13 protein-coding genes are annotated in these 13,220 nt (G+C 70.3%); 10 read left to right on the top strand and 3 right to left on the bottom strand.

Annotated features, from left to right (window positions below; translation table 11 throughout):
* Positions 1-79 precede the first annotated feature (79 nt).
* The gene (locus ACIQ5Y_RS19900; protein WP_403881696.1) at positions 80-1,267 is read left to right on the top strand and encodes a serine hydrolase domain-containing protein; all 1,188 of its coding nucleotides are present in this window, start codon (positions 80-82) and stop codon (positions 1,265-1,267) included.
* An 8-nt stretch (positions 1,268-1,275) separates the two neighbouring features.
* Here ACIQ5Y_RS19900 and ACIQ5Y_RS19895 read toward each other — a convergent pair whose 3' ends face one another.
* The 3 genes from ACIQ5Y_RS19895 to ACIQ5Y_RS19885 form a co-directional block, all read right to left on the bottom strand.
* Entirely contained in the window at positions 1,276-1,740 is a 465-nt protein-coding gene (locus tag ACIQ5Y_RS19895) for a hypothetical protein (RefSeq protein WP_403881694.1), read from the bottom strand.
* A 76-nt stretch (positions 1,741-1,816) separates the two neighbouring features.
* Positions 1,817-2,995, bottom strand: a complete 1,179-nt coding sequence (locus ACIQ5Y_RS19890) for a spermidine/putrescine ABC transporter substrate-binding protein (RefSeq protein WP_403881691.1) — start codon at positions 2,993-2,995, stop codon at positions 1,817-1,819.
* A gap of 101 nt (positions 2,996-3,096) precedes the next feature.
* Entirely contained in the window at positions 3,097-4,536 is a 1,440-nt protein-coding gene (locus ACIQ5Y_RS19885; protein WP_403881689.1) for a gamma-aminobutyraldehyde dehydrogenase, read from the bottom strand.
* Between the two features lie 168 nt (positions 4,537-4,704).
* Here ACIQ5Y_RS19885 and ACIQ5Y_RS19880 point away from each other — a divergent pair, with 168 nt between their 5' ends.
* From ACIQ5Y_RS19880 to ACIQ5Y_RS19840, 9 genes are all read left to right on the top strand, one after another.
* A complete protein-coding gene (locus ACIQ5Y_RS19880) occupies positions 4,705-5,208 on the top strand; it encodes an Lrp/AsnC family transcriptional regulator (protein WP_007266859.1) in 504 nt (167 codons plus the stop codon).
* A 3-nt stretch (positions 5,209-5,211) separates the two neighbouring features.
* Positions 5,212-6,573: an aspartate aminotransferase family protein gene (locus ACIQ5Y_RS19875; RefSeq protein ID WP_403881686.1), complete on the top strand. Its 1,362-nt coding sequence runs from the start codon at positions 5,212-5,214 to the stop codon at positions 6,571-6,573.
* Between the two features lie 181 nt (positions 6,574-6,754).
* A complete protein-coding gene (locus ACIQ5Y_RS19870; RefSeq protein ID WP_403881683.1) occupies positions 6,755-7,516 on the top strand; it encodes an ABC transporter ATP-binding protein in 762 nt (253 codons plus the stop codon).
* On the top strand, positions 7,498-8,571 hold the full coding sequence (locus ACIQ5Y_RS19865; protein WP_403881680.1) for a hypothetical protein: 1,074 nt from the start codon (positions 7,498-7,500) through the stop codon (positions 8,569-8,571). The genes ACIQ5Y_RS19870 and ACIQ5Y_RS19865 overlap by 19 nt, the downstream gene beginning before the upstream one ends.
* Positions 8,572-8,597: 26 nt before the next feature.
* A complete protein-coding gene (locus tag ACIQ5Y_RS19860; protein WP_403881677.1) occupies positions 8,598-9,695 on the top strand; it encodes an LOG family protein in 1,098 nt (365 codons plus the stop codon).
* Positions 9,696-9,775: 80 nt separating this feature from the next.
* The gene (locus tag ACIQ5Y_RS19855; RefSeq protein WP_403881674.1) at positions 9,776-10,681 is read left to right on the top strand and encodes a hypothetical protein; all 906 of its coding nucleotides are present in this window, start codon (positions 9,776-9,778) and stop codon (positions 10,679-10,681) included.
* A 132-nt stretch (positions 10,682-10,813) separates the two neighbouring features.
* Positions 10,814-11,434: a hypothetical protein gene (locus ACIQ5Y_RS19850; RefSeq protein WP_403881671.1), complete on the top strand. Its 621-nt coding sequence runs from the start codon at positions 10,814-10,816 to the stop codon at positions 11,432-11,434.
* Between the two features lie 162 nt (positions 11,435-11,596).
* On the top strand, positions 11,597-11,827 hold the full coding sequence (locus tag ACIQ5Y_RS19845) for a ferredoxin (RefSeq protein ID WP_403881668.1): 231 nt from the start codon (positions 11,597-11,599) through the stop codon (positions 11,825-11,827).
* Positions 11,817-13,211, top strand: coding sequence for an NAD(P)/FAD-dependent oxidoreductase (locus tag ACIQ5Y_RS19840; RefSeq protein WP_403881665.1), 1,395 nt, complete (start codon positions 11,817-11,819; stop codon positions 13,209-13,211). The genes ACIQ5Y_RS19845 and ACIQ5Y_RS19840 overlap by 11 nt, the downstream gene beginning before the upstream one ends.
* Positions 13,212-13,220: the final 9 nt, after the last annotated feature.

Genomic DNA, 13,220 nt, shown 5'->3' with positions numbered 1-13,220 from the left:
ATCCGCAACTACCCCTCTGACCAGCAACATTGAGGTCATCGGGGCAACGGGCCCCACGGTCACGCAGGGGGAAGTCATCATGAAGGCAACGACGCGCACGCTGATCGCCGCCGCTCTGGTCCTGGGCATCGCGTCCGGACCGGCGGTCGCACACGCCGCTCCGGCTCCCGTCCCGGTGGGGGCCTCCGCGCCGCTCGTGGCGACCCCGCCGAACGCGGCGGCGCTGGAGCAGGCGATCGCGGGCCTCGGCCCGGAACACAAGTCCGCCACGGCGGCCCTCGTCCGCGTGGGCGGTACGAGCGGTAGCTGGAGGGGGAGTTCCGGTGTCGCCGATGTCCGTACGGGGCGCGAGGCGATCGAAGGGGGACGCTTCCGGGCCGGGTCGGTGACGAAGACCTTCACATCGGCGGTGGTTCTCCAGCTGGCCTCGGAGGGCAAGGTCGATCTGGACCGGCCGATCCAGGAGTACCTGCCGGGTCTGCTGCCGGAGTCCTTCAAGCCCGTCAGTGTCCGCCAGTTGCTGAACTACACGAGCGGTATCCGTCCGGCGGACGGCCCCGGCGACGCGTTCTCGGATGCCTATGCGCACCGGTTCGACGTGGACGACCCGCACGCCCTGATCGCCAACGCGGTCGCCAAGGGGCCCGAGTTCGACCCGGGAACCAAGCAGCACTACCTCAACATCGATTACACGATCCTGGGCGTGCTGATCGAGAAGGTGACGGGCACGTCGTACGAGCAGGCCCTGACCACGCGGATATTCAAGCCGCTCGGCCTGCACCACACGTCCCTGCCGACTCGTACGCAGACCCGGATACCCGGCCCGCACAACCACGGCTACCAGGCCGTGCCCCAGGCCGACGGCACGCGGAAGCTGGTCGACGTGACCGAGTGGGGCTCCTCGCGCGAGTGGGCCGCCGGGGACCTCATATCGACCACCGCGGACCTGGAACGCTTCACCCAGGCCCTGTTCTCCGGCCGGCTCGTTCCGAAGGCCCAACTGGAGGAGATGTTCACGGTGCCGGCCGTGGCGGACTTCGTCACCGGGGCCCCCGCCGACCTCACGGCCGGAATGAAGAGGTTCGCCCTGCCCGACGGCACGGTGGCCTGGGGGAAGACGGGTGGCCGGTACGGCTACAACACCGCGATCGGCGGAACCCGCGACCTGTCCCGAACGCTCGTGTACTCCGTGAACTCCACCGACGCCAAGGGCCAGGACATGAACAAGGTGGCCCTCGGGATCGTCATGGCCGCCTTCGCCAAGTAGGACCTCGATCAGGCGGGCATCGCCTCAAGGCGCTTGATCATGCGGCGCAGGATCAGCAGGGGGATGACCCCGAAGACGCCGAAGGACATGTCGATGACGCTCCACCAGAACGGTATCCCGCGGATCGGCCCGCAGATCAGGGCCAGGGGGATGATGCCGGCGCAGGCGATCATGCCGGCCTCGACGATCCAGATGTTGCGGACCGGGTCGCGGTGGACGCCGTAGAAGAACACCGCGATCACCAGGTGGGCGAAGGCGAGCCAGTCGGTGCCGTAGAGGAGGAAGGGGTACTCGGCGTCGGCCCGTTCCAGCCCGTCACCCACCCGCCGGAGCCATTCGTTGTCCACCAGGGCATTGGACCAGCGGAGTTCGCTCACCAAGGGGAAGGCGGTGAGTCCGCTCAGCACCAGGCAGACGAGGAACAGGACCAACCAGGCGCGTATGCGCCGCTCAAGGGCGCTTCTCTCGCTCATGGAAGGAAGCGTACACCTGGAATTGAACGCGTTCAGCCAAATCTCTGAACGCGTTCAATCGAGTGATGGGTCGTGCTCAGAGTCCGACGATCGCGTTCCAACGCTTGGCGAAGGTGCGGCGCTCGGCGGTGGAGATGTCACGGGCGACGGCCAGCCGCTTGCGCATCTCCTCGTCGGGGAAGATCAGCGGGTTCTCGGCCAGTTCGGCGGTCTCCTTGTCCTCGGAGCCGGCCAGGACCTCGCGGGCCGCCGGGACGGGGCAGACGTAGTTGACGGAGGCGGCGAGCGCCGCGGCGGTCTCCGGGTCGTAGTAGTGGTCGATCAGGGCCTCGGCATTGGCCTTGTGCCGGGCCTGGTTGGGGATGAGCAGGCTCTCCGCCCAGAGTTCGGCGCCCTCCTCGGGAACCACGAACTCGATGTCGGGGTTGTCGGCCCGGAGCTGGATGACGTCGCCGGAGTAGGCCTGACAGGCCAGCACATCACCCTTGCTCAGATCGGAGGTGTAGTCGTTGCCGGTGAAGCGGCGGATGTGCTTCCTGCGCACCAGCTCCTCGACCTGGTCGCACACCCGGTGGTAGTCGGACTCGGTCCAGCGGGTGACGTCCACCCCGTTGCCCTGCATCAGCAGCGAAAAGGATTCGTCGAGGCCGGAGAAGAGGGTGACCTTGCCCGCGAGGTCCGGCCGCCACAGGTCCTTGACCGATTTGATCTCGCGGCCGAGGGCCTTGCGGTTGTAGGCGATACCGGTGATCCCCGACTGCCAGGGGACGGTGTGCAGCCGGCCCTCGTCGAAGGCGGGGGAACGCAGCTGCGGATCCAGGTTGCGGGAGACGTTGGCCTGCGCCGAACGGTCCATCTTCTGGGCCCAGCCCAGGTGGACGAAGCGGGCGGCCATCCAGTCGCTGACCACGACCAGGTCGTGTCCGGTCTCCTGGTGGTTCATCAGGGCCGGGCTGATCTTGCCGAAGAACTCGTCGTTGTCGTTGATCTCCTCGGAGTACCGGACGTCGATCCCGGTCCGCTCCGAGAAGGCGTCCAGCGTCGGCCGGCTCTCCTCGTCCTCCTCATCGGTGTCGATGTAGAGCGGCCAGTTGGAGAAGACCACGCTCTGCTCCCGCTCGGACCGGTCCGTGCTCGCGCGCCGCCCCTCCGGGACGTAGGCGGCGGGGACGCCGCAGCCGGTGAGGGCGGCGAGCAGGCCCGCGCCACCGAGGCCGCGCAGCGCGTCGCGGCGGGAGAAGTCGAGTCGAGGCATGGCCAAAGCCTCGACCAACGCCAAAGGGCGGGCAATAGACAAGTTGTCTACCGCCCGCCCCTTCAGCGCTGTGCTGTGATCAGTGCGGCGAAGGCCGCCGATCAGCCGTCGAGCGAGGTCATGACGTGCTTGATGCGCGTGTAGTCCTCGAAGCCGTAGGCGGAGAGGTCCTTGCCGTAGCCGGACTTCTTGAAGCCGCCGTGCGGCATCTCGGCGACGAGCGGGATGTGGGTGTTGATCCACACGCAGCCGAAGTCGAGGTTCTTGGACATCCGCATCGCGCGGCCGTGGTCCTTGGTCCAGACGGAGGAGGCGAGGGCGAACTCGACGCCGTTCGCGTACTCCACGGCCTGGGACTCGTCCGTGAAGGACTGGACGGTGATGACGGGGCCGAAGACCTCGTTCTGGATGATCTCGTCGTCCTGCTTGAGGCCGGAGACCACGGTCGGGGCGTAGAAGTAGCCCTTGTCGCCGACCTGGTGGCCGCCCGCCTCGACCTTGGCGTGCGCGGGGAGGCGCTCGATGAAGCCCGCGACCTGCTTGAGCTGGTTCGGGTTGTTCAGCGGGCCGTAGAGCACGTCCTCGTCGTCCGGCTGGCCGGTCTTCGTGTCCGCGGCGGCCTTGGCGAGCGCGGTCACGAACTCGTCGTGGATCGACTCGTGCACGAGCACGCGGGTGGCCGCGGTGCAGTCCTGGCCGGCGTTGAAGTAGCCGGCGACCGCGATGTCCTCGACGGCCTTGGCGATGTCGGCGTCCTCGAAGACGACGACGGGGGCCTTGCCGCCGAGCTCCAGGTGGACGCGCTTGACGTCCTTCGAGGCGCTCTCGGCGACCTGCATGCCGGCGCGCACGGAGCCGGTGATGGAGGCCATCGCCGGGGTGTTGTGCTCGACCATGGCCTTGCCGGTCTCGCGGTCACCGCAGATGACGTTGAAGACGCCCTTGGGCAGGATCGAGTCGATGATCTCCGCCATCAGGACGGTGGAGGCCGGGGTGGTGTCCGAGGGCTTGAGCACCACGGTGTTGCCCGCGGCGATCGCCGGGGCGAACTTCCACACGGCCATCATCATCGGGTAGTTCCACGGCGCGACCTGGGCACAGACACCGACGGGCTCACGGCGGATGATCGAGGTCATCCCCTCCATGTACTCGCCGGCCGAGCGGCCCTCCAGCAGTCGGGCGGCACCGGCGAAGAAGCGGATCTGGTCCACCATCGGCGGCAGCTCCTCGCTGGCCGTGAGGCCCAGCGGCTTGCCGGTGTTCTCCGACTCGGCGGCGACGAGCTCGTCCGCGCGCGCCTCGAAGGCGTCCGCGATCTTCAGCAGCGCCTTCTGGCGCTCCGACGGCGTGGTGTCGCGCCAGCCCGGGAAGGCGGCCGCGGCGGCGGCCATGGCCGCGTCGACGTCGGCCTGGCCCGAGAGCGGGGCCGTCGCGAAGGCCTCGCCGGTGGACGGGTTGACCACCTCGGTGGTCCGCCCGTCGGCGGCGTCCTTGAACTCCCCGCCGATGTAGTTGCGCAGACGACGCAGTTCGGTGGTCACTACAGCCACTCTCCTGATCACATGTCCAACGATTGAGACGAATCCCAAGCCTAGCCCCTCGGGCGACGCTTTCGACAGACCCAGACGCCACCAACTACGAAATCAGTGAGATCCGCGTCGACAAACAACGGATTTCATCGAATCCGTCTTGCGGAACAGACGACCCTCGTGCACAGTGAGGTCGTGGTCAGTCGAAGCGCAGATTCCAGGAACAGACAACCGTCCCCTTCGGTCGATGCTGTGTCCCTGGCGATCATCGAGCAACTGCAGGAGGACGGTCGCCGTCCCTATGCATCGATCGGCAAGGCCGTAGGCCTCTCCGAAGCCGCCGTACGCCAGCGCGTACAGAAGCTGCTCGACCAGGGCGTCATGCAGATCGTCGCCGTCACCGACCCGCTCACCGTGGGTCTGCGGCGCCAGGCAATGGTCGGCATCAACGTCGAGGGAGACCTCGACCCGGTGGCCGACGCACTGACCGCCATGGCCGAGTGCGAATACGTGGTGATGACCGCGGGGTCGTTCGACCTGATGGTGGAGATCGTCTGCGAGGACGACGACCACCTGCTCGAAACGATCAACAAGAAGATCCGCACGCTCCCCGGCGTGCGATCAACCGAAAGCTTCGTTTATCTGAAGCTCAAGAAGCAGACCTACATGTGGGGAACTCGATAGCCCGTGAGCCAGGACCTCTCCAAGACCGCGTACGACCACCTGTGGATGCACTTCACCCGCATGTCGTCGTACGAGAACGCACCCGTCCCCACCATCGTGCGCGGTGAGGGCACCTACATCTTCGACGACAAGGGCAAGCGCTACCTCGACGGCCTGGCCGGCCTGTTCGTGGTCAACGCCGGCCACGGCCGCAAGGAGCTGGCCGAGGTCGCCTACAACCAGGCGCAGCAGCTCGCCTTCTTCCCCGTGTGGTCGTACGCCCACCCGAAGGCCGTCGAGCTCGCCGAGCGCCTCGCGGACTACGCTCCGGGCGACCTGAACAAGGTCTTCTTCACCACCGGTGGCGGCGAGGCCGTCGAGACCGCCTGGAAGCTCGCCAAGCAGTACTACAAGCTGCAGGGCAAGCACACCAAGTACAAGGTCATCTCGCGTGCGGTCGCCTACCACGGCACCCCGCAGGGCGCCCTGTCCATCACCGGCCTGCCGGCCCTGAAGGCCCCCTTCGAGCCGCTGGTCCCCGGTGCGCACAAGGTGCCGAACACCAACATCTACCGCGCCCCGATCTACGGCGACGACCCCGAGGCCTTCGGCCGCTGGTGCGCCGACCAGATCGAGCAGGAGATCCTGTTCGAGGGTGCCGACACCGTCGCCGCCGTCTTCCTGGAGCCGGTGCAGAACGCCGGTGGCTGCTTCCCGCCGCCGCCCGGGTACTTCCAGCGCGTCCGCGAGATCTGCGACGAGTACGACGTGCTGCTCGTCTCCGACGAGACGATCTGCGCCTTCGGCCGCCTCGGCACGATGTTCGCCTGTGACAAGTTCGGCTACGTGCCGGACATGATCACCTGCGCCAAGGGCATGACCTCGGGTTACTCCCCGATCGGTGCCTGCATCGTCTCGGACCGCATCGCCGAGCCGTTCTACAAGGGTGACAACACCTTCCTGCACGGCTACACCTTCGGCGGACACCCGGTGTCCTCGGCGGTGGCGATCGCCAACCTCGACATCTTCGACAAGGAAGGCCTCAACCAGCACGTGCTGGACAACGAGGACGCCTTCCGCTCGACGCTGGAGAAGCTGCTCGACCTGCCGATCGTCGGCGACGTCCGCGGCAACGGCTACTTCTACGGCATCGAGCTCGTCAAGGACAAGGTCACCAAGGAGTCCTTCACGGACGAGGAGACGGAGCGCGTGCTCTACGGCTTCCTCTCCAAGGCCCTGTTCGACGCCGGCCTGTACTGCCGCGCCGACGACCGTGGCGACCCGGTCATCCAGCTGGCCCCGCCGCTGATCGCCGACCAGGGCACCTTCGACGAGATCGAAGGCATCCTGCGCGCGGTGCTCACCGAGGCGTGGACCAAGCTGTAACCCGAGCTGCACCCGGACTGTAAATAGTCCGAACCACACGGCCCGGATCCCCCTTTCGAGTGAGAGGCGGGGGTCCGGGCCGCGTGCTGTCACCATCCAAGACGTTCATCTCTTTACATCTCCATGCGGCGCCAGTGACCGAAAGGGCTCCGCTTCGTTCCCCCGGACGGAGGTGTACGCCATGGTGGCTCCACCGGACAATGCCCCACCTGACAATGACGTCCTGTGGGCACGGTCCCTTCAGTACTCCCACAGGGGTTCCCCCGGCCTCGCCGGGATCTCCCTGGGAGTGCGCCAGGGCGAGATCCTGGCCCTGACCGGCCCCCGCGGCAGCGGCAAGACGACCCTGCTGCGCTGCCTCTCCGGGCAGTTGCGGGCGCAGGAGGGCGAGGTCTGGTTCAACAGCCTCCCCGTGCACACCATGGGCGCGCCGGCCCGGGAGCGCCTGCGCCGCGACCGGTTCGGCTGGATCGGCCCCGAACCGCAGCTGCTGCCCGAGCTGAAGGTCTGGGAGAACGCGGCCCTGCCCCTGCTGCTCTCCGGCGCCTCCCACCGCACCGCCAAGCACGCCGCCTGCGAATGGCTGGACCGCCTCGACATCGGCGGCTTCGCCCGCAAGCGGCCCGCAGCCCTCGGGCGGGCCGAGTCCCAGCGGGTCGCCCTGGCCCGCGCACTCGTCAACCAGCCCTCGGTGGTCTTCGCCGACGAGCCCACGGCCCCGCTGCACCAGGCCGACCGCTCCCTGCTGCTCCGTACGCTGACCACGGCGGCCCGCTCGCACGAGATCACCGTGCTGCTGGCCACGCACGACGAGGAGAGCGCCGCCGTCGCCGACCGCTGCCTGGCCCTGCTCGACGGCCGCTGGGCCGGAGCCACGGCGGCCGCCTCCTCGCCGGGTCCCGAAACGTCGGAGGGGCAGGCCGCGTGCTCGCTTTCCGCCTAGCCCGAGGCTCCCGGCCCCTGGTCCAGCTGCGCCGGCTCCTCGTCGCGGCCGCCTCGGCCGGCAGCGGGTTCCTGCTGCTGTACGTCCTCCAGGACGCCGTGGTCCGGCCCGCCGGATCGTTCCCTCGCCTGCTGTGGGCGCTCGTCCCGCTCGCCGCCACCGTCCACTTCGCCGTCGCCGTGGCCCGTACCGACCCCGCGACCCGCCCCCGCGAGGGGCTGGACGCCGCGGGTCTGGGACCCGTACGGCTGGTCCTGGTCGCCGCGATCTCCACCGCCGTCGCCTGCACCCTCGGCGGCACGCTCGCCCTGGCGGCCTTCCTCCACCTGCGCGGCGACCTGTCCGGGCTGCCGTTCGACGGGGCCGGGGCCCGGCTCCTGCACGCCGAGCAGCCGCTGCCCGTGGCCGCCGCCCTCACCCTGCTCGCCGTGATCCCCCTCACCGCTTCGGCCGCGACCGCCCTCGCCCTGCGCCCCCGGCCGTCCCTGGCCCCGCAGACCGGGCTGCCCTGGGGCATCGCCCTGACGGCGTGCGGGCTCGCGGTCCAGGCGTACGCGGGCCGCAGCGGCGAGGGGACGCTGACCGGCTGGTCGCTGACCGCGGTCGGCCTCGCGCTCGCCGGGCCCGGCCTCGCCTACGCCTGCGGCGCCCTCGTCCAGGCGGTGCGCCCGGGTGCGCTCCGGCTGCTGGCCGGACGCGCCCTCCAGGAGGAAGCGCCCCGGCTCGGGCCTCCGCTCGGGGTGCTGTGCGCGGTCGGCGCGGGCGCCCTCACCGCGCCGGCCCTGCCCGACGGGGGCGGGATGCTCGTGCCGCTCGGCCCGCTGACGGGGCCGGCCGCCGCCCTGGTGGCCGCCTGCGCGGCCGCGACCCTTCTCACATCCGCGGTGGAGGCCCGACAGACCAGGGCCGCGGCCCGCGAGACGCTGACCGGCATGGGCGCTCCGGCCAAGGTCCTGCGTACGGCGGCGAGTTTGCGGGCCACCGCGCTCGTGGCCGTGTGCCTGCCGCTCAGCTGGGGTGTGGCGCAGCTGACGTCGCTGGCTCTGACCCGCTGACCCGGGCAGCCCTTAGGGTGAGCCGGATGGTCAACGGAAACATCGACACCGAGATCGAGACGCTCGCCGAATTCGACCGGGTCGTGGCCCGCGGCTCGCTCAGCGGCTACCGGATCCAGTCGGTCAACCTGCTGGAGCGGACCTTCGCGCTGCTGTCCGCCGACACCGGGGCGGCCGTGTTCCTGGGCTGCCCGATGGAGCCCGACGCGGCCGCGAAGGTCCGCGCCGACGGCGCGCTGGTCTTTCCTCCCGTCCCCGACCTGCCCTTCAACCCGTACCGGGGGCTCCTCTACAGCCCCGAGGAGCTCTTCGCCGGGCTGTCCGACGGGTATGGGGCGACCCCGGACTGCCAGGCCTACGCCTGGTTCCAGGAGACCAAGGCCGACGGGGACGTCTTCTCCTCGATGCTGCGCTCCCTCCACGACGACGCCGTCTCGGACGCCCTCGACGAGCACCTCGCCGGCGCCCGGGTCGTGGGCGTGATGGGCGGGCACGCCATGGCCCGCGGCGGTCAGGCCTATCGGGGCGCCGCCGAGCTGGGCCGGACGCTGACCCGGTCCGGGCTGACCGTGGCCACCGGCGGCGGGCCGGGCGCGATGGAGGCCGCCAACCTCGGCGCCTATCTGGCACCGGCGGCCGACGAGGCCCTCGCGGAGGCCCTTGAGCTGCTGGCCAAGGCCCCGTCCTTCGAGCCGTCGGTGGCCGACTGGGCGCGCGCGGCGTTCGCCGTACGGGACCGCTGGCCCGGCGGCGGCGACTCGGTGGGCATCCCCACCTGGTTCTACGGGCACGAGCCGCCGAACGCGTTCGCCTCGCACATCGGCAAGTACTTCGCGAACGCCACCCGGGAGGACGGGCTGCTGGCCCGGTCCACCGGGGGCGTGGTCTTCCTGCCGGGCGCGGCGGGCACCGTACAAGAGGTCTTCGACAGCGCCACTCCGAACTACTACGAGTCGCGGGGCGAGCCGGCGCCGATGGTCCTGGTCGACCGGGCCCACTGGACCGAGCACCTTCCGGTGTGGCCGCTGCTGCACGCGCTGGCGCGCGGCCGGGCCATGGAGTCGAAGATCGCGCTCGTGGACTCGGTGGACGAGGTCGCGGACGTGCTCGCCTCGATGAGCTGAGCTCGCAAGGCAACTTCGAGGCCCGTTCACACGTCTGGCAGAGGTACCGCAAAACCTGCCAGACGTGAACGGAGCCCTCGGTGCTCATAGGCCTGCTGACCGCTGTCGCGGCGTCCATCTGCTACGGCACGGGATCCGTGCTGCAAGCCGTCGGATCGCGCCGCGCCGCCCGGATGTCCCCGGCCACCGCCGGGGTGACCGCCCATGGCGGACCCAATCTGTCGTCCACCGCGAAAGCGGCGATGACCTGGGAGTTCATCGTCGGCACGATCCTGGACTTCGTGGGCTTCGGGCTGGGCGCCCTGGCCGCCCGGCTCCTGCCGCTCTTCCTCTCCCAGACGGTGATCAGCGCCAATCTGGTGATCACGGCCGTGCTAAGCGTGAAGATGCTGGGCATCCGGCTCAGCCGCAAGGAGTGGACCTCGATCGGGGTCGTCTGCACGGCACTGGTCCTGCTGGCGACGGCGGCGGGCCACGAGGGCGGCCACCACGCTCCGATGTCCACCCACTGGTGGCTGCTGGGGATCACCGTGCTGCTGATGGTGGGCGGCACCGTCGCCGTGCGCCTCCTGGGCGGCGGGGCAGCGATCCTGGCGGGTCTGCTGTCGGGCCTGGGCTTCGGCGCGCTGGGTGTCGGCGTCCGGATCCTCGACGGGGTCGACCCGTTCGACCTCGGCACCTTCCTGTCCGACCCGGCGCTCTACGCCATCGTGCTGGCGGGTGTCGGTGGCATGTACCTGCACACGGTCGCCCTCCAGATCGGCTCGGTCAACGGCGCCACGGCCGCGCTGGTCGTCGGCGAGACGGTCCTCCCGGGCGCGATCGGCGTCCTGTGGCTCGGCGACGCGTCCCGGCCGGGCCTGGCGTGGCTGGCGGTGCTCGGGTTCGTCCTCGCGGTCGCCGGTGCGGTGGCCGTCGCCTGGTACGGCAAGCACGAGGGCTCCGATCCCCAGGTGGAGGTCCCGGTCCCGGCGGCGGTCGGGTAGGCCGGGGGCGGGCGGGGCCCGGCAGCGGGCGGGTCCCCGGGCCCGGGGCCGCCCCTTCACCCGCTCGCTCTCTCCCGGTGGCGGTGGCCCGGCGGCTGCCGCTTGCTGGACGGGGGAGAAAGCGAGGAGCCCATGGCCCCCACGGACACCGCCACCGCCCGCCTGTCCACGCCCCGGGCCGCCGGGGCGGCCGGCGTCGCGTTCGCCGTGCTGCTCGCGGCGGCGATGGTCCTGATGCGTCTCGCCGTCCCCTCGGGGGACGGCGCCGCCGAGCCGGTCCCCGCCGGGAACCGCTGGGCCGTGCGGCTGGCCCTGGAGATCGTGCCGTTCGCCGGAATCGCCTTCCTCTGGTTCATGGGCGCGCTGCGCTCGCACGTCGGGCAGGCCGAGGACAAGTTCTTCTCCACCGTCTTCCTCGGCAGCGGGTTCATCTGTGCCGCCACCCTGTTCGTCGCTGCCGCGGCGGCGGGAACCGTGCTGGCGGAGGACAATCCCTCCGACTTCGGCCGCCACTACGCGTACACGATCCTCGCGACGTACTCCATGCGGATGGCGGCCGTCTTCGTCCTCTCGACCGCGATGATCGGGCGCCGGCTCGGGGTCTTCCCCCGGCCCCTGATCGCGGTGAGCACCCTCGCGGGCCTGGTCCTGCTCGTGATCGGCTCCAGCGTGCCCTGGTCCGAGCTGGTGTTTCCGGCCTGGGCCCTCGTCTTCAGCGTCCACATCCTGCGGATCAGGGCCCGACTGCGGTAGGCAGTCGACTCCGCAGAGCCCCGTCACCTCCCCTGACCTGCGGGTTCGTTCCCCGGCAGGACGCACCCGGCTGCCGCATGCATGCTGGATGAGGTAAGGGAACGGGGGTCGGGGAACTCGGGGACGACGGGGAAGATCCAGCCACCGAAAGGCGGATGCCTCATGAGGCTTGTCGTGGACCTCAACCGCTGTCAGGGCTACGCCCAGTGCGCGTTCCTCGCCCCGGACGTCTTCGCCATGCACGGCGACGAGTCGCTGCTATACAACCCGCAGCCCGACGAGGAGCACCGCGAGAACGTCGTCCGCGCCGTCCACGCCTGTCCGGTCAGGGCCATCCTGCTGGACGCGATGAACGGCTCCCTGTCGACCACGGAGGCGCGTGGTGAGCGGTGACTCAGCCCTTGAACGGCTCAAGCGCGAAGGCCGCATCGTGGTCGTGGGCGCTTCCCTCGCCGGCCTGCGCGCCGCCGAGACGATGCGCGAGAAGGGGTTCGCCGGATCGCTCACGATGATCGGCGACGAGCCCTACGAGCCGTACGACCGCCCCCCGCTGTCCAAGCAGGTCCTGCTGGGCAAGGCGACCGCGGACCGTACGCTCCTCCCCCGCCGCCGCGACATCGACGCCAAGTGGCGGCTCGGCGTACCCGCCACCGGTCTGGACATGGCGGCCCGCCGGGTCAAGCTCGCCGACGGCGACGAGGTGGAGTACGACCGGCTCCTGATCGCCACCGGGGTGCGCGCCCGCCCCTGGCCCAACGAGGAGGAAGCGGCCCTCGAGGGGGTCTTCACCCTGCGCACCCGCGACGACGGGGCCGCCCTGGAGCGGCGGCTCGCGGCCGGACCGCGCCGGGTTCTGGTCATCGGCGCCGGATTCACCGGCTCCGAGATCGCCTCCGCCTGCCGGGAGCGGGACCTCGCGGTCACGGTCGCCGAGCGGGGCGACGCACCGCTGGTCGGAGCCCTGGGTGGGGTGATCGGCGAGGTCGCGGCCGGGATGCACCGCGAGAACGGGGTGGACCTGCGGACCGGGATCATGGTCACCCGGCTGGAGGGCGACTCCTCCGGCCAGGTCCGCGCCGCCCACCTGTCGGACGGCAGCGTCGTGGAGGCCGACGTCGTGGTCGTGTCGCTCGGCGCGCAGCGCAACACCGACTGGCTGACCGGTTCCGGACTGGGTGCGGGTCCGCGGGGCATCGCCTGCGACGCGGGCTGCCGGGCCTTCAACATCTGGGGCATCGTCACCGACGACATCTATGTGGCGGGTGACGTGGCACGCTCCCCGCACGCGCTCTTCGGGTACCAGTTCCTGTCCCTGGAGCACTGGGGCAATGCCGTCGCCCAGGCCGAGACGGCGGCGCACAACATGCTCAGCGAGGGCGTGGACCGCCGGCCCCACGTGTGGGTCCCCGCCTTCTGGTCCTCGCAGTTCGGGGTGAACATCAAGTCGGTCGGGGTGCCCTCGATGGGCACGGAGATCCTCATCACGCAGGGTTCGCGCGCGGAGCGCCGCTTCGTGGGCGTCTACGGCTACCAGGGGCGCGTCATCGGCGCCGTCACCTTCGACCAGTGCCGCTGGCTGGACTTCTACGAGCAGCAGATCGAACAGACCGCGGCGTTCCCTCCGCCCTTCGCGACGGTGGACCGCAGGAGCGAGGGGAACAACCCGCTGGACGCGGACTTCCCCGACCCGTCGGTGCCCACGCACGGACCGACCATCACCCTGAGCGGCTACTCACCGGCCGACCGGCGGATGACGTTCACGCCGGCCCACAACTGAGCACGAGGA

This window comes from Streptomyces sp. NPDC096339, assembly GCF_044762985.1.
In the GTDB taxonomy this organism is placed as follows: Bacteria; Actinomycetota; Actinomycetes; order Streptomycetales; family Streptomycetaceae; genus Streptomyces.
Note: the sequence above shows the minus strand (reverse complement) of the source record. Positions and strands in the feature narration are given on the sequence as shown.

What these genes read in the sequence shown, in the direction of transcription:
- ACIQ5Y_RS19900 (WP_403881696.1), top strand. Translation starts at nt 80, where the DNA reads ATGAAGGCAACGACGCGCACGCTGATCGCCGCCGCTCTGGTCCTGGGC.
- ACIQ5Y_RS19890 (WP_403881691.1), bottom strand. Translation starts at nt 2,995, where the DNA reads ATGCCTCGACTCGACTTCTCCCGCCGCGACGCGCTGCGCGGCCTCGGT.
- ACIQ5Y_RS19895 (WP_403881694.1), bottom strand. Translation starts at nt 1,740, where the DNA reads ATGAGCGAGAGAAGCGCCCTTGAGCGGCGCATACGCGCCTGGTTGGTC.
- ACIQ5Y_RS19860 (WP_403881677.1), top strand. Translation starts at nt 8,598, where the DNA reads ATGGTCAACGGAAACATCGACACCGAGATCGAGACGCTCGCCGAATTC.
- ACIQ5Y_RS19870 (WP_403881683.1), top strand. Translation starts at nt 6,755, where the DNA reads ATGGTGGCTCCACCGGACAATGCCCCACCTGACAATGACGTCCTGTGG.
- ACIQ5Y_RS19845 (WP_403881668.1), top strand. Translation starts at nt 11,597, where the DNA reads ATGAGGCTTGTCGTGGACCTCAACCGCTGTCAGGGCTACGCCCAGTGC.
- ACIQ5Y_RS19850 (WP_403881671.1), top strand. Translation starts at nt 10,814, where the DNA reads ATGGCCCCCACGGACACCGCCACCGCCCGCCTGTCCACGCCCCGGGCC.